This is a genomic window from Pseudoalteromonas sp. XMcav1-K (assembly GCF_044005875.1).
Lineage (GTDB): Bacteria > Pseudomonadota > Gammaproteobacteria > Enterobacterales > Alteromonadaceae > Pseudoalteromonas > Pseudoalteromonas spongiae.
Genome location: NZ_JBIPJE010000043.1, coordinates 88,264 through 109,174, shown reverse-complemented (window position 1 = coordinate 109,174; position 20,911 = coordinate 88,264). Strand labels below are relative to the sequence as shown.

Genomic DNA, 20,911 nt, shown 5'->3' with positions numbered 1-20,911 from the left:
ACAATACAAAAATAACGGAAGAATACATCCAATTTACTAAGATTTTTTAATACGAAATAAGAGTTACAAGGAGAAACTCATGGCGCATATATTAGCAGTGGATGACCAACAAACTATTCGCTCAATGATCCAAGCAATACTAACCGGTGCCGGTTATGACGTAGTAACCGCAGTTGATGGTGTTGATGCAATGGACAAACTGCGCGCACAACAGTTTGATATGGTGATCACTGATATTAATATGCCCAATATGACAGGTTTGAGCTTAATCCCAAAAATTAGGCGACTACCTGAACATCAATATGTGCCAATTCTTATGCTGACCACTGAATCGAGCGGTTATAAAAAAGAAAAAGCCAAAAACAGCGGTGCCAGTGGCTGGCTTACAAAACCATTTGACCCCACGCGTTTACTTACCGCAGTAGAAAAATTGCTTAAAAAGTAAACTTTTTCAATTCATAGTGTATACAAAATACAAATTTCCTGTTACAACTACACTAACTTGGTTAAACGCAGCAACTTAGGCAGGTACAACCAGTTTAAGATAAATACAATTACAATTTGCTGTTGTTAAATTACTGAGTGTAAATTTTCGGTCACTTTTTATAAGTTTTGTATAACTTGACGTGACGCTAACGCAATCACCAATGACAACAGGAATGCAGAATATGGGAAACTCAACAGGCAGTTTATGCCCGCCCGCTAACCGCCAACAACCGGTTAATAACAAACATGCTAGTAAGCCGTTTCAACCGACTCAAGATGAAAAGTGTTTTGAACGCGGTTATAACTAACTAAAAAGCCCGCGGTTGCGGGCTTTTATTTGCTTAATTAACACAATATGGTTTTGTGTTCGCTCAGGTTATTTAACACCCAATTCTCTTAAACGTTCGTTTAAGTACTCATCGGCTGTGTAACGCTCTGAAAGCACGACATTTGGACGAGGGTGTAAGAAAAGCGGCAATGAAATACGTGATTTATCTGACGCTTTACCTGTTGGGTTAATTACGCGGTGAATTGTTGATGGGAAATAACCACCCGACGCTTCTTGCAACATATCACCAATATTAATGATTAAGTTACCAAAGTCGCACGGCACGTCTAACCAACCGCCCTCTTTGTCTTGTACTTGTAAACCTGGCTCATTTGCAGCCGGTAACACAGTTAGCAAGTTAATATCACCGTGTGCCGCAGCGCGAATAGCACCTGGCTCTTCATCACCTGTCATCGGCGGGTAATGTAACACACGTAATAATGTTTGCTCGGAATTTGAAATCATGTCTTTCAAATCAATTGAGAATTTCGCTTTCACATCTGCTGGTGCGTATTCTTGTACCCAACTAAGTAATGTCGATGCAAACTCGTTTGCTAAACGATAGTACTCACGGATCTCAGCTTCTAGCTGCGCAGGTACTCGTCCTTTTGGATAAACGTGATAATATTCCTTGATATCTTTTTTAGTGAAGCCTTTCGCTACCTCAGACACCTCTGGCGGAAAATAACCATCTTGCGTTTCTTTGCTGAATAAAAAGTCGTGTTTTTCATTCGAATTAAAGAATGCCTGCCAATTTTTATAAATAGATTCGACTAATTCTTGCGAAATTGGGTGGTTTTTTAATACACCGAAGCCAGTATTTCGTAACGACTCAACAAACTGCTCAGCCGCGTTTTCAGCGGTATAATCAACCGTAGGTAATTGCATAAAATTCACCAAAATAAAAAAGTGAAGAGCCGTTATGGCTCATACACTTATCAAATAATTTCAAGGGATGTGTTTGCACCACACATTCTTACTAAAGTGATTATAGATTATAAGGACGAATGTCCGCACACATGTTTTGAGTCATCATCTATTGATTTATGTCAATTTACAATGATGACTTAATTACAGCTACTCATTAACAGCAAGTGTGATTAGCAATGCTTCACCTGACTATCTAATTAAATTTGCCATAACGTTTAGCACTTTGCGCTGCTTGTTGCCAAAGCGCGGTTTGTTTCAAATCTCGTAATAAATAATAACTATCTAACTCGCTGATATTTGCTATCTCTTTCGCTATTGAGTACGGATAACGACCATTCTCTAGCTGTTTAAGATCGACGCCGTATTGATGCAATAACCAAATAATTGAAGCCCCCGATTCGTAAAACATGTTAAACGCAAAAAACTGCTCCTTATCACTTTTTGAGCTGATTTGCGTAATACCATGCTGCTCTTGATCAAGTTTTAGCGGATCAAACATCGTAAATGCTTTATCTTCATGAGATTCAATAACTTCGCGCGACATCATAGTATCAACAAATAAAGCACTACCCTCGTACAGCTCTTGTCCAAGAGCATGTTTATAAATCCATCCAGTTGTCTCTCCACCATTGCGTGACGCATCAATGCGTAACATTTCATCTACTAATACCGTGTATTTCTTGATTAACGTTAACGTTTGTTCACTGGTAAGCGTTTTGTTTGGTAAGTCTGAAAAAAGCGCCAACATCACCACTTTTAACGTCAGCATTTGCTCGTCCAGTGGATATTTATCAAATAAATCGAAATCAAGTTGCTGATAACCTTCAGGCTGTTTAAACGCCTCGTGTTGATAAATATGAAACGCTTCATGGTATGCCAGTGCAATACTGGCCGTTGTGAGCTGATCTTCAATATTTACTGAGCGCTCATCGTAGCTTTGTAAGTAATAGTTATGATTTTTTATTTTATAAGTAAAGTCAAAAAGACCATTACCTTCGAGGAGTTTGTCATGAGCGGTAACACTCATATCATTCAACTGTTTAACGTCAATACCATAATCATTATCTAATGCAACAGCATCTTGGATAGTTTCTTTTGCATTGACAATATAGGCATTTTTAACTTGCTTATTCTCAGCATGAATTAAGTACATCCCCACTTTATCAAATTGATAACCTTGCCATGGTGATTGATGCTGCCCTGCATTTTTAATTTGATGAAAAAACGTCTCATCAATTTTACTTGCCGTCCCTGAAGTAGTTGGCGGCTTATCGCCATTATTACTACTTTCATTGTTACAACCAGCGATAGTTGCCAGCATACATGTTACCAACCCAAACTTTTTCATCTATCCTTCCTTTTCTTCAAGAAAAACATAATGATATGCAGCTCGACGTGCAAGGTTAAGTAAGTAACTGTGGGAAAATGTGACCTAGTTGTGATTCAGTGTTTTTATGCTTTTACATTTAACTAAAACCTCACATAAGAAGCGTGATAGATTTAAAATTTACTTTGTTACAACAAAGGACATTAGCGCTGTTAAATGCTATGATTACGCTAAATAAATATCTTTGAAAAGTCCAAAATTACTTTGTGATAAGCCACCTTTTTTAAAGGTGCATTCTTCGCGCTATATTGAGACATTGTGTCAATTCACACACTTTTCAAATCAAATGAAATACGCTTTTTATGAATAACCAAGACCAACCCACAATTTACTGGCACGATTATGAAACTTGGGGAGCAACCCCACAAAAAGATAGGCCAAGCCAATTTGCGGGTATTCGAACCGATTTTGATCTTAATATCATTGGTGAACCACTGGTCATTTACTGTAAACCACAGGCCGATTATTTGCCCCACCCTATGGCGGCGCTAGTGACAGGTATTACACCACAGCACGCAATGAAACACGGCCTATGTGAGGCAGAGTTTATTAACAAGATTCATGTGGAATTTGCCAAAGAGCAAACCTGTGTTGCAGGCTACAACAGCATTCGTTTTGATGATGAAGTATCGCGTTATACTTTTTATCGTAATTTTTACGACCCATACGCAAGAGAATGGCAAAACGGAAATAGCCGCTGGGACATTATTGACTTAGTGCGAGCAACCTATGCACTAAGACCCGAAGGCATTAACTGGCCCGAAAAAGAAGATGGTACGCCAAGCTTTAAACTCGAAGATTTAACCGCAGCAAACGGTATTGACCACGGCAACGCCCACGATGCATTAAGCGATGTAACTGCTACCATTGCGCTAGCAAAACTCATCAAAGACAAACAGCCAAAAATGTACCACTACTATTTTAATTTGCGCTTTAAAAAAGCTGCGCAGGATTTAGTAGATGTATTTAATATGACGCCACTGGTACATGTGTCTTCAAAAATACCAGCAAGCCAAGGATGCACAACCTGGATTGCACCAATGGCGTTTCATCACCAAAATAAAAATGCAGTTATCTGTTTTAATTTAGCACTTGATCCAACGCCTTTAATTGAATTGAGTGTTGAGGAAATTCGAGAGCGTCTTTATACAAAACGTGAAAACCTCACAGATGAGCAACTTCCTATTGGATTAAAGCAAGTTCACGTTAATAAATGCCCATTTATCGCACCGGCAAAAACCCTGTTACCAGAAAACGCAGAGCGGTTAGGCATAGATAGAGAAGCGTGTTTGGCAAACCTTAAGTTGCTGCGCGCCCACCCAGAATTACGTGAAAAAGTAGTTGAAGTATTTAACGACGACAGTCATTTAACCCCTATCACAAATCCGGACTACGCACTTTACCAGGGTTTTGCATCAAGTGGCGACAAATCGAAATTTGATATTATCCGCACCACAGGGCCAAGCCAACTCGCCGGTTTACAACTTGAATTTGACGATGCAAAATACAGCGAATTACTGTTTCGCTATCGCGCCCGCAACTGGCCAGAAAGCTTAAGTCACCAAGAGCTTGAAAAGTGGCGAAAATACTGCCAAGGCAAACTCATGCATGGCGAAGATAACCCGTCAATTGATGCCAATGAGTTTATGTTAAGCCTAGAGAATTTAGCGCACGAACATGAAAGCGATGAGAAAAAAATGGCAATATTAAAAGCCTTGTACCATTACGCTCAAAGCTTGTAGCAAAACAAATGGCTAAGCGTATTTCATGCAGCTTATACGACTACTTTGAAATTGTGTGTATGCGCAATAGCGAAGTAGTTGTATCGCTAAAAAATAAACAACAATTCAGTGGCATCGCAAAAGCACTTATTCATGAAAATGGCACTGAATTTCTCTCTCTTATGCAAAGCGACCAAACCCTAGTAAACATTAATCTCACCGATGTCGCCATCTTGAGTGCCTGCAATAACGCCATAGAACACCATAACTTCAGTGTTTCATTAATATAGTCGCTACTTTCATGCTATTTTTTTGGTTTCGATCACGCCTTTAACTTGCTAATAAAAACAACCGTTAGCTGCTTGAAAAATAGACAACTTGTTCTAAATTTAATATGCCTGCATATCGTTTATCAACAAGGAAGTGCGCATGTTAGACAACCTTTCTTTCAAAAAAGCCATTATCGCAATATCCGTTGTTTCATGTTTGTTTATTTTTTTACTCATAGGTTTTTCTATCCAGGAAGATATAGACAACATAGACAGTGCAAAAGGCGATCAATTACTGCTTGAATTGGCTCTTAAAGCCGACAACGTTGCGCATAACTTTGCAGTAGAAAGAGGCCTGTCAGCGGGCTTTATTGCCGGTGGCGCAGCAAGTCAGTTTACGAAAGTAACAGCGCAACGCAAAAAAGCCGACAACGCATTGCAAGCGCTAAAAAATGCCGATATGAACACCCTCTCTGGTGAAGCAATACTATTGAGAGCACGGCTTGAAAACTACATTGCTAACCGCACAGCTATTCGCCAACAAGTAGATAACCGAAACGGTAAAGAGGCCTTTAATTTTTACTCAGAAGTTAATTTAATGGCCCTTGATTTAGTAAAAGCCATTACTGTTTCAATTGATGATTCACAAACTCGTGCGCAGTTTATGCAGGTTTACTTTTATTCACACCTAAAAGAGCATTTAGGGCAAGTAAGGGGAAAACTCAACGGAATTTTATCGGCAAAAAAATTCAATTCAACACAAGCGCAAGAGGTATCAAGTTACATCGCCAATATTCGACGTTTTAAATTGCTGCTGTCGGATAGCTCAGAGCAATCGCGTTTTTTCGAAGATCCCAGTATTGCCAAATATAACGACTATATTAATAACACCATTAATGATGTCTTTTTAAATCAAAAACCAACAAGTTCATGGCCAGAAGCAAGCGCATGGTTTGCCACAACGACCCAATATATTAATCAAATTAAACAACGCGCTACTGAATTTACCACTCAGATAAATACGCAAAAGCATGCAACGATTAACGGCTATTACCAAGGTTTAACTGGCAAACTTGTGGCATTATTAGTGATTGCCAGTGTCATCGTATGGGCAAATATTCGCGTAATAAAAGGCCTTACGTCAAAAATAAACCATATTAAAGAAACCTTATCGTATGTGTCGGATTCTGGCGATTTAACCATTCGATTAAACGATCAATCTCATGACGAACTCGGTTCCATTAGTCGAGATATTGATAAGTTGCTCAATTCACAAAAGGATTTGGTTGGTCACTTATCAAACGCTCTGCATATTATGAGTGGCAGCATTGACAAAATATCTGATGTCAGTCGCCATGTTATTGATCAGATTGTTAAAAATGATGGCGCACTGCAGAATATCGCCAGCTCAACTGAGCAGCTTTTTCAAACCACGCTAGGTATTAAAAATGAGATGAACGAGTCGATGGATAGCACCTCACAGCTTGACGATGTGTCAAAGCATACCCGCTCCATCACAGAGCAATCAAAAGGCTCGCTCGATACCCTAATCGAGTTAAATGAAAACGCATTTAACTCCACCGAAAGCTTGCACCATAAAAGTCAATCAATCGTATCGATATTAGAAAGTATTAATAGTATTGCTGAGCAAACCAATTTATTAGCGCTAAATGCCGCAATTGAAGCCGCCCGCGCTGGTGAACAAGGTCGAGGCTTTGCGGTCGTTGCCGACGAAGTCAGACAACTTGCTATTCGCTCTAAAGATGCCACAAGCGAAATCAGTGGTGTGTTGGAACTGGTGAAAAATGACGCAGAAGAATTAAAAAGTTTAATGGAAAATATACACGAGTCGAGCAAATTCACCTCAACTAACAGTAACTCATCACTTGAAAATATAAACACACTTTATAATCAAATCAGTAATATTCAGGCACGCTTAAAATCAGTATCAGTGTCAACAGAAGAGCAATCGGAAGCCGCATCTCATATTACCCAACAAGTGAGTGTTATTAGTGAAGAGTCTAATTCCATTACCAGCGATATGGAGCAATTAAATGAATTGATTGAAGGGCTTACACAATCAAATCAACAACTAAAAAGCTCAATTACTCACTATAAAACAGCCTAAGCCGCGAGTTAACTGAAAACGCCACTACTTTGCAACAATTAGCGGCGTTTTATGTGCGATTAGTTTTTGCCTTTACTTGCTTCTAAACGCGCTAATAAGCTCGAGGTATCATAGCGTCCGCCACCCAAGTTTTGAACTTCACTGTAAAACTGGTCAACAATTGCTGTTACTGGTAGCTGTGAGCCATTTTTACGTGCTTCATCTAGCGCAATTCCTAAATCTTTGCGCATCCAATCAACGGCAAAACCAAACTCATACTCGCCCTTAAGCATAGTTTTATGACGATTTTCCATTTGCCATGAACTCGCAGCGCCTTTGGCAATGGTCTCAACCACTTTTTCGCCATCAAGCCCTGCATTCATCGCAAAGTGCATGCCTTCAGCAAGTCCTTGTACTAAACCCGCGATACAAATCTGATTTACCATTTTGCAAAGTTGGCCTGAACCAACCGGCCCCAGTAATTGGCTAAACTGTGAAAATGCCGCCATAACCGGCTGTGCTTTTTCAAACACCGCGTCATCACCGCCACACATTACGGTTAATACACCATTTTCAGCCCCAGCTTGCCCACCAGAAACAGGTGCATCAATAAAGTCATTGCCCTGTGCTTTTGCAAGTTTGGCTAGCTCCTTTGCAACTTCAGCCGAAGTTGTAGTGTGGTCCACAATAACAGCGCCCGGTTTTAATCCAGCAAGTATGCCATCTTCACCTTTCACCACTTGTCGTAAGTCATCGTCGTTGCCAACGCAAATAAACACAAAGTCAGCGTTTTCAGACGCTGCTTTTGGCGTTTCGGCAAAGCGACCCAAATATTCATTAGCCCACTTTTGCGCTTTTGCTGTGGTGCGGTTATAAACACATGTTTCATAGCCTGCATTTTTAAGATGACCCGCCATTGGGTAACCCATTACACCTAGGCCAATAAACGCAACTTTTAACGACATAACTTACTCACTTTTAATCTTTACAAAACTGCGATTGAGTATAATCATTTAACACATTGAATTATAGGCCTACATTTCGCCAAGGATATCTATATGACTACAGCACCATTTCGCATCGCGTTTTTTAGCGCGCAAAAGTACGATATCAGCGCATTTGACAGCCAATTGCCAAACGATATAACAGCTGAATATTTTACGCAGCCACTTAACGAAATCTCAGTAAAACTTGCCGAGGGGTTTGATGCGGTATGTTGCTTTGTTAATGATACGCTCAATGAAACAGTGATTAACGCCTTAAACGAAATTGGCATAAAACTCATTGCCCTGCGCTGCGCAGGTTTTAATAACGTGGATATTCCAGCCGCAAATCAGTGCAAAATCGCCGTGGTGCGGGTGCCTGCGTACAGCCCTGAAGCGGTTGCTGAGCATTGCTTAGCACTTATTCTTACGCTTTCTCGTAAAACCCATAAAGCATATAACCGCGTTAAAGAAAACAACTTTGATTTAAATGGCTTACTTGGTTTTAATCTGCATAACAAAACGGTTGGTGTGATTGGCCTTGGTAAAATTGGCAGCGCTTTTGTTAAAATTTTAAATGGATTTGGTGCAAACGTGATCTATTTTGATCCATTTGCCGAAAGTGAGCTAGCTAAGCCAGTTAGCCTAGAAACCCTCTACCAGCAATCCGATATAATTGCCCTGCACTGCCCGCTTACCAACGACACTTTGCACATCATCAATGAGCAGGCGCTTGAGCAAATGAAACCGGGCGTAATGCTTGTAAACACTAGCCGCGGTGCGTTAATTGATACTGCTGCGTGTATTCGCGCACTTAAATCGCGCAAATTAGGTTATTTAGCGCTTGATGTATATGAGCAAGAGTCAGAACTATTTTTTAAGGATATGAGCTGTGAAATTATCGATGACGATGTATTTCAGCGTCTACTCACCTTTCCCAATGTGCTGATCACTGGCCACCAAGGTTTTTTCACCCAAGAAGCAATGAGCGAAATTGTGGCGACCACACTTGACAATATTTCAGCGTTTCGTTTGCAGCAACCACTTGAGAATGAAGTAAGCTAACCTGTGGTGATGAACACGCAAAGTAGCGGGTAATAGCAGTACACATAATTACAGTTTTAAATACAATTACCCGATATAATTGCGTGCTTATAATGCCAATTACATTCATTAAATGGTTACAGTTCACAGTCGAATAACGCTACCATTAATAAAACATTTGGCTCGCAACAATGGTCGTTTAATTAATAAAGCTTTGTGTGATTTTTCAATCGCCTTTCACACATAAAAAGCACAATATTAAGTTATACACTATGTAACAACATACGTGCTTTCACCCTGAATACGTCAAATTAAAAGGTAAATTTTTATATGATTGACTTTGCAGCAACCTTTATTTTGTTTTTTGCGGTTATCGACCCCATTGGCACAGTACCTGTATTTATTGCTGTGACACGCGGTTTCGACGCCAAAGCAAAACGCAAAATTGCAATGCTTTCCGGACTGGTTTCCGCTCTGATCCTGCTATTTTTTGTAATTGCCGGAGAGTACATTTTAAGCGCCATGGCAATCCCCTTATCGGCGTTTCAAATCGCTGGCGGCATTGTGCTGTTTTTGTTTGCGCTTTCGATGATTTTTGGTGAAAGTAAACCTGAAGAAGAAGTACGCTTGGTAAAGCAGTATCATGAAACTGCCATCTTCCCGTTAGCCGTGCCCTCTATTGCAGGGCCTGGTGCTATGCTTGCGGCAGTACTTGCAACCGAAAATGCCCGCGTTGATTTGTGGCAACAAGCGCAAGTTGCTGGCGTAATGATAGCTGTAGTGTTTTTAGCATTTTTATTAATGCTAATGGCAGGCAAAATTCAAAAACTTATTGGTAATGCGGGCGCTATCGTTATTAGTAAAGTAATGGGTTTAATTTTAACAGCGGTTGCAATCACAAACGTACTCACCGGCTTTAAAAGCTATTTTAACTTATAAAAAAAGCGCGTTTAAAACGCGCTTTTTTGTACCAATAACCTATTACTTAAATGCCACGTTAGCAAACACCGCTAACATTAAGATTGGGCAAATAAAGCGAATATAATTTGCTAGCACTTTATAACCAAGTTTGTTTGATTCGTGCAGTTTGTTACCGCGCTTCCAAAGCCACCCCACAACCACAAAGTAGAATAACCCCATTAATGGTAATTGATATTGGGTAAATACGGTGATCACTAAGCCAAACAACCATTCAAAGTTAACGATAATCACACTTGAACAAATACCCACAATAACCGTTACCAGCCAAGTTGCGGGTTTTCTATCAAAACCATGGTTTTCGACTAAAAACGATACTGGAATTTCTGTCGATGAAATTGTTGACGTTAGCGATGCAATCGACATTAATACAAAAAAGACAAACGCCACCACTAAACCAAAGGCACCTAAGGTAGCAAACAGCTGAGGTAACACAGCGAAAATTAATTGCCCTTCACCAATCAACTTACCACCTTGCATAATCTCAACACCCTGCGCTTGTGCCACATAAAGTGCAGGAATAATCAACAAGCCCGCTAAAAACGCAACGCTGGTATCAAGCATGGCAACCGAAATCGACATTTTTGCAACGTTTGCATCACGTTTTAGATACGAGCCGTAAATCATCATGCAGCCAACACCCAGCGATAACGAGAAGAACGCTTGCCCCATTGCTGCAATAATTAAATCTGGATCAGTGACTTTACTAAAATCAGGCACTAAATAAGCATTAAACCCTTCGCTTGCGCCATCTAACGTCGCAATATAGGCAATTAACGTAAGCAGTAACACCAATAAAACCGGCATTAATCGGCGCGACCACACCTCAATACCCGACTTAACCCCTTTTAAAATAATACTGGCGGTTAATATCAGCATCAGCGGCGTAAAAATAAAGTTGCGCAATATTGAATCTGATTTTAAGAAGTTTGCAATGTCGGTAAGGCCAAAGAATGTGGCGATTGGTTCAAGTGCAAATGCCAGCATCCAGCCAGCAACAATGCTGTAAAAGCTGAGCATAACAATGGCGCCGCCAAGGCCAATATAACCTGCTGCCGCGCCCATTTTCTTGCTGGTAGATTGGCACGCTTCAGCCAACGCCTTTACGGGGTTCGCTTGTGCACTATGGCCAATATAGAGTTCAGTAAAAAGCGCAGGTAACGCCAGTAAAAAAATTACAATAAAGTAAACCAACAAAAATGCACCACCACCGTGGTTTGCCGCTTGTGTTGGGAAGCCCCAAATATTACCTAAGCCGACCGCGGCGCCTGCCGCCGCTAATACAAAACCTAAGCGACTTTGAAAGCCATCTCTAATTTGTGCCATATTGAACTCTTATTTTTATTATCTACACCACGACTTACGTAACCAAGCAAGATATACTGCAGCAAATTGTAAAACTGCGCTTGGCTAAAAGACTAATCTATCGGGTATGGAAACGATTAACAACAAAAAACCACCAATCACAGGCATCTCGCCTGAGCGCGCGCATTTTAGCGTGCTAAGCCCTAAGTCACCAATTAATTTAGTTATAGCCAATAGCCAAGCCCTTAATTTCGACCAAATAAACATCACAAGTTTATTATCTGCGCATGAAATTAGCATTTTAGAAAGGCGTAAGTTAGAAAGCGCTAAACGCGAATACTTAGCCTCGCGTTATTTAATTAAGCAATTAGCGCAACAGTTCTTTGCGTATGAAGCCGCTGAACTCACCACCTTTTTTGATGAACACACTGCACGTTTGGTGATTAAGTATCAAAACAACGCCCTGCCACTTTCACTGGTGATAAGTCATTCCAAAGGCTGGGTTGCGGTATATTTAGCACATGATCCAGAGCGTATGGGCATCGACCTTGAGTTTATGTCGCAAAAGCGCCCTTTTTTAAAATTAGCCAAACACTTTTATCATCAAGATGAAATTCGAGCAATTGAAGCAGCAAACCCTATGTCCGATACTTTTTTTCGTATTTGGACATTAAAAGAGGCCCTTGCTAAAGCTGTTGCCATGCCAATTGCCCAGCTGCTTTCGCCTAATGTATATCACGGTTATGCAAAACATAATTTAGCAGCCTATAGCTGCCAAATTAATGGGTTTGATTTTAGTATGGCAACGCCAATGACTGTTAAACAGCCACCAGCGCTTGTTGAAGTTTCCCTTAAACCCGATTTAACAGGCTTCGAGCAAACGGCTATGAATCGCTTGCACCACGTTATCTGATTCAGTTTGCTCAACTAAGAAACACAGGTTGTGCTTACTTGCACCATGGCAAATTAAACGAATATTAAAATCACTGAGTACACCCATTAAATTAATTTCGCCGTGACGTAATTGAATTTCAGAGCCGATTAATGCCACCAGAGTTAAATTATTCTCGACCGTTACATGACAAAACTCGCTTAACTCATCAAGACAAGCTTGATCAAGCTCCGGGCGTGATGCATTTGGCGCATTATCGAGCGTTAACGCAACACTGATTTCAGAGGTAGTAACTAAATCTACCGAAATATTGTATTTCGCTAAAATAGTGAAAACGCGTGCTAGAAAGCCGCTAGCAAGCAGCATCTCTGGGCTTTTAAGGGTCAATAAAATCTGATTCTTACGCTGGGTTACTGCGCGAATACCGGCTTGCTCAGACTTTTCTTTCTCAATCCATGTACCACCTTGCTCTGGCGCTTTACTTGAACCAACAAACACACTAATGCCACTGCGGCTTGCTGGTAAAATAGTTGCAGGGTGTAACACTTTGGCACCAAAGGTTGCCATTTCTGCCGCTTCATCAAAGCTCAGTTTAGCAATCGGCGCCGCTTTTACACATAAACGAGGATCTGTACTAAAAATACCCACTACGTCTGTCCAAATGTAAACAGCTTTTGCGTCAACCGCTTCAGCCAATAATGCTGCACTGTAATCAGAACCGCCACGGCCAAGCGTGGTTGTGTCACCTTGGCTATTTGCACCAATAAAACCTTGGGTAACTACAATGTTTTCGCTTAATAACGGCAATAAGTTTGCTTGTGCTAATTCACGAGTGCGTTCAACATTCGGTTCTGCTTTACCAAAATGTGAATTGGTCGCTAGCACTTCGCGTACGTCAAAGCGCAGCGATTGTGCGCCTAAGCTGCGTAAAACTTGGGTAAATAAATACGATGATAAACGCTCACCAAAACTTAATAGCTCGTCGCTTGCTTTGTCATCAAATTCGTTTTGTAATGCAAAGGTTTTAAACGCTTCAAGTGTTGCTAAAAAACCTTCGGTAATGTCGTCATCTAATGTGAGTTTTTCAGTAATTTTGTGCTGAATAGCTACCACGGCGTCAATATGTTCTTGGCGCGCAACGTCCGTTAAATCGTCATTTGCAAGGCTTACTAAATGATTGGTAACACCAGAGCTTGCACTTACGGCAACTAAACGGGTGCTTGGGTTTGATATAACAATTTCGGCGCAGCGCACCATAGCGTCATAGTCTGCGACACTGGTACCACCAAATTTTGCTACATTAATACTCGAATTAGACACGGTCTCTCCTTTAAATCTTAATAAGGAGAACTTGGCAAGGAACGTGATTGATTACATCAGGATAGTCTCTGCCAGAAGCTCTCCACCTGTTACAGGTGACAGTCCCGAAGATTCAACTTCTAGAACCGAAGCAAGCTGGCCACAAATCCAGATCACTCCTCGGCAGTTAACCCCCTGATAGACCGTCGTCGGGAATGCGCCCTCGAATCTACTACCTGGTTAATGCACCTCTTCTGTGTTTGAATACTTAATAAGCACACAAACAAAAGCCTTCTAAAAAGAAAGCTTTTGAAATTTACCGTTTAGCCGTCTAGCTGTCAATCACTAATTAAGAAATAAACAACCAACTAAATACGATGATGAATAACCAATGGTGTAGGCAATCATCAAATACATAAACATGCGCAGGTAACTTACAAAGGTCAGTTCCTTAATTTTGCTCATTGCAATAATGCCCGCTGCTGAACCGATAATCAGCATTGAGCCGCCTACACCGGTTGCATAGGTAAAGGTTAACCACTGACGTGTATCCATTACAATATCTGCTTTTAGTAGTGCTGCGGTAAGCGGTACGTTATCTACGGCCGCTGACAAAATACCCATAAAGTAGTTTGCATATTCAGGTGCAAGTACTTCATAAAGGTGGGTAAATTGATTCAACACACCAATCTCTTTCATTGCACCTACAAGTAGTAACACACCTACAAAGAATAATAAGGTGTCGTACTCAATTTCACGCACGTAATCGATAATCTTTTTATTCACGTCTTTTTTGCGCATTAAGAATTGCGCAACTAAGAACATTAGCGATAAACCAAATAAGAAGGTTAATAATGGCGGAATGTGATACCACACACTAAACATCAGCGTCGCTACGATGGTCGAAACAAAAATACAGGCAATGGTAATATCGGTTTTTTCAATGCGGCGCAGTTCGACTTTTTCAAACGTAATGGTGCCTTTCATGCCCAAACTTAGCATCGCGGCTAAAATAAATACCGATAACGCAGCAGGAGCCACAAGTAACAACAAGTTAGCTATGGTGACTTTATCTGCAAGGAAAATCATTAAAGTAGTTACATCACCGGTGATAAGCGATACCCCACCCGAGTTCACTGCAAATACAATAAGCGTGGCATACTTAATAAGTTTTTTGGCATCAAGCTTTAACGACATCACAACCGCCAGTGATATCAATGTTGCCGTGATGTTGTCAGAAATCGACGAGAAGAAAAATGCAAACGCACCGATTAAATACATTAAATTGCGTTCGCTCATTTCACTCGGCAATACCCTATGCACCAAGCTTTGAATAAACCCTTTGGAGTTTAAATAAGCAACAAAGGTCATCGCTGCCATCAAAAACAACCATAAGGTCGCAATTTCTAAAATATTATGATCGAGTTCTTTTTGAACAGATTCTGGGCTTTGCCCATGTAAAGGGGAAATAAAGAGAATAATCCAGCACAAAGTTCCAAAAAATAGCGTTGTTTTGGCTTTGTTTACATGGATAATATCCTCTATAACAATCAGCACGAATGCGATTATTATCAGCGCGAGAATAACACCTGACACCATCTTGTTATTTTAACCTGTAGAGTTGAGTTAAAAATTTGAACGAACACCCAACCTGCGGTCGATAAGAAGCCTGTTGAGCGGCGCGAAGTGTAGCACTGAAGATTACCTAAAACCACTACGGTTTTAGTCTAATTACACATTTTTTTTATAAAAAATTTACTTTTTGGATAGATATCAAGTTAACGTGGATAAATATGATCCCACCTAAAAGAATTCTAGCAACCTTGGTAGACAATTGGTCACTGATTGAAGCCTTAATTAAACGCTTTGATTTTGGCGATTTTAGCTTCCAAGATGCCCAAAGCTTGTTAAAAAAGTTAGAACCAAAACTCTCTTCCGAGGCGGTATTTAAGCAAATTAACAAGTTGATCCAGCTAGAGATCATCATACCTTTAGCTAAATCGTCGCAGCTCGAAATTAACCGAGCAATTGCTGATTTTTCGCAGTTTTTATTGCAAGAAGAAAGCCTTGGCCTCGTTGGCGAGATTCACGTACTCGTTGACGATTTGGCGCGCTTAAACCAACGTTTATCTAACGCTGGCTTTAACGACGATGAAATGGAAATTAAACGAAACGCCCGCATTATGGATGAGCGCGTGCGTAAAATTGTTAAATTATTCCAACATAATCAAAACGCTATTTTTAACCTTGTTGAACAAGCTAAATCTAACGACTCTAATTTAACGCTGGCAAAACGCTATAAAGCGGTCATCGAAGCATTTGATGAATACATTGAACCAATGCTAAATATGGTCGATATTGGCGGCGAATTTAAGCTGTGTTTTGAGCAAATTGAAGCCTCACTGAGTGACTTGATTATTCACTTCACCACCCTTGGCAAATTTAAACACGAAAAGCGCCAGCTAGAGCAATTGCGCAGCCGTATTTTAGATATGTATTTAATTGGTCAGCAATCTCTTACCAAAAGTGCCGATGTATTATTGCCACTGCGTGAAGAACTGCGCCGCAATACCCAGCTAACCAAGCAAACCTCAGAAGTGCTTGCGCTTATTCGTAAACAAGGGGTGGATAAAATCCTTGGCGAATTTATGCCATATTTCAGCTCAGAGGCGCAGCGATTATCGCTTGGTTCTAACAACCAAATCACTGCGTACATGGCTGAGCTTGCAGAATTTGAGCACGACGAATACGAATTACCGGATATGAGTGCGGTAAATCAATACATTGCACCTAATATTCCTGATTACAATCAAGTAAAACAACGCTTTACGCAAGCTAAACGCAGCAAAAAATCGTCTATTATGGATTTCTTAACCACCACCTATGATGAACTAGAAACTGACGAGTTATTATACCTTTACCAAAAACTAGCAAGCGATAATACGCTCGCTATTTCCCACGGCGAGCAAGTGACCATTCAAAGCGGTAATAAGCAGCTTACGCTCAAGCCGTATCTCGCACGTTCAGTCTCATCGGATTAATTTATATGTCTCAAATCGATTTATCATTGCTTTCAGAGCTTAAAGCAATCAATAAAAAACTGGTGTCTGGCTACCATATTTGCGAGCAAGACAGCCAACTATTTCAACAACTTGATCAAGAGTTTGATGCCTATGAAGCGCTTTTTGCCGCACTTGGCCAAACCCTTGTTCACGATGCCCGCGGGTTTTATTACCTGCAAGTGGATGAAGGCACCCCAAATATGGGTAAAATCTCGCGCTCATTTGCTCTTACCATTTATGTGTTGATTGAGCACTACGCCAACCTCGGTAAAGACCCGCTGGTTGCCCTATTCGATAGCGATATCGACCTTGAACTGATGATGACCTTAGTGCAAAACAACAAGCACTTATTTGATCAGCTAGAGATCTTTTCGGGTAGCGATATGCGCCGTGATGTGTTTTTACGTATGGTAAGACTCGGTGTTGCCCGCGAAACTGAACTGGGTTTTCGTATTCTTGCCTCTGCGCACCGCTATTTAGATGCACTAAACGACATTAGCAATTTTCAAAGTCATATGGACGAGGAGCAAGTGTAATGAATGAATTATATGGATTAACTAAACTTGCCCTATTAAATACCGCAGGTTATGCAAAATGCGTGATCCCGCTCAATAAAAGTAGCTCTATTTGTGCGCCTAATAACACAGGTAAAAGCTCAGTTATCAACGCATTACAGTTTCCACTGATTAACGATTTGCGTTTAACCGAATGGGACGGACACGACCTTGACGAAACCCGTAAATTCTATTTTGCATCTGATCAATCGTATATTCTACTAGAAGCAGAGCTTCCCCATGGCCCAGTAGTTATTGGTGTAGCTGGTCTTGGTAAAGTAGCAGGGTATGGTTACCAGTATTTTTGCTACCACGGTAAATTAGATTTAGCCGACTACACGCAAAACAAACGCATTTTGAAATACACTCAGCTATTTAAAGAGTTAGGTGAAAAAGGTTACGCTCCGTATGAGCTTAAAGCACAAGAGCTAAATGCCTTGCTAACTGGCGGCGCAACCCCATTTGATAGCGTGCTTAACCTTAAAATGATCCCGCTTAATCATGCCCATGACGCACCTATTTATAAAGAGATCTTCCGCCGAATTCTTAACTTACATAAGCTTGGTGCGCAAGATGTAAAACGCTTTATGTTAAAAGTGTTTGAGCGTCATATGTCAAATGCCAAGGTGGACTTTTACGATGTGTGGCAACGCGCCTTTGAAAAAGTAAATCGTGCAAAAATAGAATTAAAAGCGCTTGAGCAAAACGGCGAAGCCATCACTGCGCTTGAAAGCATGTTAGAGCATCAAAGTGCACTAAAAGGTAAACTTGCGGCCTTTGCGCCAAAAATTGATAAAGCCTTAATTGATTACAGCGACTTTAACGACAACAAACTGATTGAAATCACCGAACAGCTTGAAGGCATTGAAAGCGAGAAAATCGAGTTTGAACAGCGTCAAAGCCTGTATGTAGGTCAACTACGTGAGATTGAGCGTAAACGCACCCAACTTGATGCTTGGTTTAGTGAATTTTCAACCCTTAAAAATGAATTTGAGCTAGTTAACGAAGCACAGTTAAAAGCCGAGCTTTCACAAGTAAAAAAAGAATACGATGCGCTCTCGCATACCCTTGCCAGCGCCGAAGGGCAATCACTTGTTACCCTAGATTTCCGCATTAAAGATGCCACCAAGCAAATTAAAAGCTTAAAACAGCAGCTTAAAAACCTTGAGTACAACTTGTTCACTCGCATGCGCGAAGACTTATCACTGAAAGAAGTGGAAGATATTTCGTGCCTACTTAATCACGATATTATGACCATGGCAACGTCTGGTAAAAACGACATCACCATTCATGATGAAACGGCATTTAGTGAACTGCTTGATTTAATTTCCCGCTCAATAGAAGGTAATGTAGCCAAATTGCCGGGCATTGATATTCCATTAAAGGGCTTAACCGCGCTTAAAATGCAATCGGGCGATGATAAAGAAACCATTAAGGCACAAATTAATGCGTTTGAAACATCGTTGAAAGAATTACTGGCACAAAAAGAAGTTGCTGTTGATTTAGAAGGCAAAAAGCAAGAAAAAGAAACCCTTTACCAAACAGTCATGGCGCACGAAGCCGCGCTTAGCCAGTATGCTAAATACACCACTATGCTTGCCTCAATTGAAGCGCAAGAATTATTACTGTCACAGCTTGAAAGCGAGCAAGATGAGGTAGAAGGGTTACTCAGTGAAGTGCAAAACGCCGTTGCCACCATTGCCGACAGACGCTCAATTATTAAAGCTAACCGCGATATGCTGGCGCGCCAAAGTGCCCGTTTAGCGCAAGTGAAATCAGAACGTATTGACCATACTCTTGATTTTTACTCAGGTAAGTCAACGCCCTACCCAATTGATATCACCATTGATTTTGATAACTTGGCCGATTTAATTCATGGCTTTAACAAAGACTGTCATGAGCTTAGAAATTTTGCGGTTAACGTATCAAACACCTACCTGCATATTTACAACGCAGGCCTGACAAAATTTGATGGCGAAACCGACGAATACGTAAAGTATCAAAAAGTGATTAATGCATATCATAACCTTGATAACGAGCAACAAGCGGTAGAACGCCAAGCGCGCGTGGCATTGACCGAAGTAGCTGCCACCATTAAAGGGCTGCGCGAAGATTTAGATCGTCTACGCCGTGAAATGAACAGCTTTAATAGCGGCATTAGCCAGCACCGTATTTCAAACTTAAAGAGCTTTAAAATCGAAGTACTGCCGCGCAAACAGCTTATTGAAAGTATTGATACCATTATCGCTACCTCAAATAAGCTCGATAACGGCGACACGCTCGATTTACTTAGTCAACAAGTGTTTGACGAAAAAGAGATTAATCGCGCAAAAGACCACTTAATTGAGCTTGCCACCGGCAATGGCGGTTTAACCTTAAGTGATTTATTTGATATTCGCTTTGTCGTGGTCAACCGCGCAGGCGAGCAAGATACCTTTGATAAAATCGATTCTGCTGGTTCAAACGGTACCCGTATCACCATTAAGCTACTGTGCGGCATGTTATTTATTCGCTACTTATTAGCAGATAAAGAACAAAGCAAATACCGTATTCCTATCTACATTGATGAAGCGGCTGATATCGACCCGCAAAACCAGCAAGCGATTATTGAAACCGCGTACAGTTTTGGTTTCGTGCCGCTATTTGCCTCAGTTAAACCGCAGGTCAGCTGTGAATACATCGTGCCTATTCGCACGGTAAGCGATGGTAAACAAAACTGGGTAGATGAAAACGACTGGATTGCAGTAAGCGATACTGAAAGTGACTTAGTAGCAAGCTAATTCATCACAGCGCAAATTAATTAAAAGCGGCACAAAATAAGTGCCGCTTTTTGTTATAAACTGTTGAGTTATTCGCAGTTCTTGCGTATTTTGGACACAATTTTGTTGTAAAACCGTTAATTATGTTTAATACACTTCTGCCTTTTATTTTTATTTCGGCATACAGTCATATTTACTTTGATAGCTTAAAAAAAGATGCACTCTGTTATATTTTTAAGCCGTTAACCACCATTTTGATCATTTGCCTTGCGTATATGCAAACTAACACCTTTACCCCTGTTCACTATTGGGTATTTGGCGGATTAGTCTTTTCACTTATTGGCGACATTTTTTTAATGTTGAAAAAAGACTACTTTTTGCAAGGGCTTATCGCATTTTTTATCGCGCATGTTGCCTATGTGATTGCCTTTACCGACACTACAGGCTTTGAGTTTAATGGTTGGCTGCTGCTCTTTTTATTAACCTATGCGGGCATACTCATTGCCGTTTTAAATAAACATTTAGGAAAGTTGCGTATTCCGGTTTACGCCTATGCAACGGCACTGACGTTAATGGTGCTTACAAGCTACAACTTCTTCCAGCTATCGTGGCACTACATGAGCCTTTACGCCTTTGTTGGTGCGCTGTTTTTTATGGTGTCGGACTCAATTTTGGCGTATCGCCGTTTTGTTAAAGAATATGCGTGGAGCCAACCTGCTATTTTAGCGACCTACTACATTGCGCAAAGTATGATTGCGCTTAGCTTAACCAATTAGCCTTGAATGGGTTTTTAGAATAAAGAGTATT

Annotated in this window: 18 protein-coding genes and 1 riboswitch; of the genes, 12 read left to right on the top strand and 6 right to left on the bottom strand. The window is 40.7% G+C overall.

The window, feature by feature from the left end; all coding sequences use genetic code 11:
• Positions 1–79 precede the first annotated feature (79 nt).
• Complete coding sequence (locus ACHSBP_RS10765) at positions 80–445, top strand: response regulator (RefSeq protein ID WP_010559909.1); 366 nt, start codon at positions 80–82, stop codon at positions 443–445.
• A gap of 223 nt (positions 446–668) precedes the next feature.
• Complete coding sequence (locus ACHSBP_RS10760) at positions 669–794, top strand: hypothetical protein (protein ID WP_267890898.1); 126 nt, start codon at positions 669–671, stop codon at positions 792–794.
• Positions 795–862: 68 nt separating this feature from the next.
• Here ACHSBP_RS10760 and ACHSBP_RS10755 read toward each other — a convergent pair whose 3' ends face one another.
• Together ACHSBP_RS10755 and ACHSBP_RS10750 are read right to left on the bottom strand one after the other, a co-directional pair.
• Entirely contained in the window at positions 863–1,702 is an 840-nt protein-coding gene (locus ACHSBP_RS10755; RefSeq protein ID WP_395388829.1) for an isopenicillin N synthase family dioxygenase, read from the bottom strand.
• 235 nt (positions 1,703–1,937) lie between these two features.
• Positions 1,938–3,092, bottom strand: coding sequence for a hypothetical protein (locus ACHSBP_RS10750; RefSeq protein ID WP_395388827.1), 1,155 nt, complete (start codon positions 3,090–3,092; stop codon positions 1,938–1,940).
• Between the two features lie 341 nt (positions 3,093–3,433).
• On the opposite strand from ACHSBP_RS10750, the gene sbcB reads away from it, so the two are divergent.
• The 3 genes from sbcB to ACHSBP_RS10735 all read left to right on the top strand — a co-directional run bounded on the left by sbcB (position 3,434) and on the right by ACHSBP_RS10735 (position 7,249).
• Positions 3,434–4,873 (top strand): exodeoxyribonuclease I, encoded by a 1,440-nt coding sequence (gene sbcB, locus ACHSBP_RS10745; protein ID WP_395388826.1) that lies wholly within the window; start codon positions 3,434–3,436, stop codon positions 4,871–4,873.
• An 8-nt stretch (positions 4,874–4,881) separates the two neighbouring features.
• Positions 4,882–5,142 carry a Rho-binding antiterminator gene (locus ACHSBP_RS10740; protein ID WP_010559905.1) on the top strand — a complete coding sequence of 87 codons (261 nt, stop codon included), beginning with the start codon at positions 4,882–4,884 and terminating at the stop codon, positions 5,140–5,142.
• 139 nt (positions 5,143–5,281) lie between these two features.
• Positions 5,282–7,249, top strand: a complete 1,968-nt coding sequence (locus ACHSBP_RS10735; RefSeq protein WP_395388825.1) for a methyl-accepting chemotaxis protein — start codon at positions 5,282–5,284, stop codon at positions 7,247–7,249.
• Positions 7,250–7,308: 59 nt separating this feature from the next.
• On the opposite strand, the gene ACHSBP_RS10730 is transcribed toward ACHSBP_RS10735, so the two are convergent.
• Positions 7,309–8,193, bottom strand: coding sequence for an NAD(P)-dependent oxidoreductase (locus tag ACHSBP_RS10730; RefSeq protein WP_395388823.1), 885 nt, complete (start codon positions 8,191–8,193; stop codon positions 7,309–7,311).
• Between the two features lie 93 nt (positions 8,194–8,286).
• Between ACHSBP_RS10730 and ACHSBP_RS10725 the strand changes: the two genes are divergently transcribed.
• Positions 8,287–9,276 (top strand): 2-hydroxyacid dehydrogenase, encoded by a 990-nt coding sequence (locus ACHSBP_RS10725; RefSeq protein ID WP_395388822.1) that lies wholly within the window; start codon positions 8,287–8,289, stop codon positions 9,274–9,276.
• Between the two features lie 309 nt (positions 9,277–9,585).
• Positions 9,586–10,194 (top strand): MarC family protein, encoded by a 609-nt coding sequence (locus ACHSBP_RS10720; protein ID WP_010559901.1) that lies wholly within the window; start codon positions 9,586–9,588, stop codon positions 10,192–10,194.
• Positions 10,195–10,236: 42 nt separating this feature from the next.
• On the opposite strand, the gene ACHSBP_RS10715 is transcribed toward ACHSBP_RS10720, so the two are convergent.
• Positions 10,237–11,559, bottom strand: coding sequence for a sodium-dependent transporter (locus ACHSBP_RS10715; protein ID WP_105171255.1), 1,323 nt, complete (start codon positions 11,557–11,559; stop codon positions 10,237–10,239).
• A 106-nt stretch (positions 11,560–11,665) separates the two neighbouring features.
• Here ACHSBP_RS10715 and ACHSBP_RS10710 point away from each other — a divergent pair, with 106 nt between their 5' ends.
• Complete coding sequence (locus ACHSBP_RS10710; RefSeq protein WP_395388821.1) at positions 11,666–12,451, top strand: 4'-phosphopantetheinyl transferase family protein; 786 nt, start codon at positions 11,666–11,668, stop codon at positions 12,449–12,451.
• Here the strand turns inward: ACHSBP_RS10710 and lysC are convergent.
• Both lysC and nhaD read right to left on the bottom strand, forming a co-directional pair.
• On the bottom strand, positions 12,401–13,687 hold the full coding sequence (gene lysC / locus ACHSBP_RS10705; protein ID WP_395388976.1) for a lysine-sensitive aspartokinase 3: 1,287 nt from the start codon (positions 13,685–13,687) through the stop codon (positions 12,401–12,403). The genes ACHSBP_RS10710 and lysC overlap by 51 nt on opposite strands.
• Before the next feature lie 130 nt (positions 13,688–13,817).
• Positions 13,818–13,991: riboswitch (Lysine riboswitch) on the bottom strand.
• A gap of 83 nt (positions 13,992–14,074) precedes the next feature.
• Positions 14,075–15,328 carry a sodium:proton antiporter NhaD gene (nhaD, locus tag ACHSBP_RS10700; protein WP_395388819.1) on the bottom strand — a complete coding sequence of 418 codons (1,254 nt, stop codon included), beginning with the start codon at positions 15,326–15,328 and terminating at the stop codon, positions 14,075–14,077.
• 194 nt (positions 15,329–15,522) lie between these two features.
• On the opposite strand from nhaD, the gene ACHSBP_RS10695 reads away from it, so the two are divergent.
• The 4 genes from ACHSBP_RS10695 to ACHSBP_RS10680 all read left to right on the top strand — a co-directional run bounded on the left by ACHSBP_RS10695 (position 15,523) and on the right by ACHSBP_RS10680 (position 20,880).
• Positions 15,523–16,770 carry a hypothetical protein gene (locus ACHSBP_RS10695; RefSeq protein ID WP_395388818.1) on the top strand — a complete coding sequence of 416 codons (1,248 nt, stop codon included), beginning with the start codon at positions 15,523–15,525 and terminating at the stop codon, positions 16,768–16,770.
• A gap of 5 nt (positions 16,771–16,775) precedes the next feature.
• Entirely contained in the window at positions 16,776–17,327 is a 552-nt protein-coding gene (locus ACHSBP_RS10690) for a hypothetical protein (protein WP_038641964.1), read from the top strand.
• Complete coding sequence (locus ACHSBP_RS10685; RefSeq protein ID WP_395388816.1) at positions 17,327–20,125, top strand: ATPase; 2,799 nt, start codon at positions 17,327–17,329, stop codon at positions 20,123–20,125. Before ACHSBP_RS10690 ends, ACHSBP_RS10685 begins: the two co-directional genes overlap by 1 nt.
• A gap of 122 nt (positions 20,126–20,247) precedes the next feature.
• The gene (locus ACHSBP_RS10680) at positions 20,248–20,880 is read left to right on the top strand and encodes a lysoplasmalogenase (protein ID WP_395388814.1); all 633 of its coding nucleotides are present in this window, start codon (positions 20,248–20,250) and stop codon (positions 20,878–20,880) included.
• The last annotated feature ends 31 nt before the right edge of the window (positions 20,881–20,911 follow it).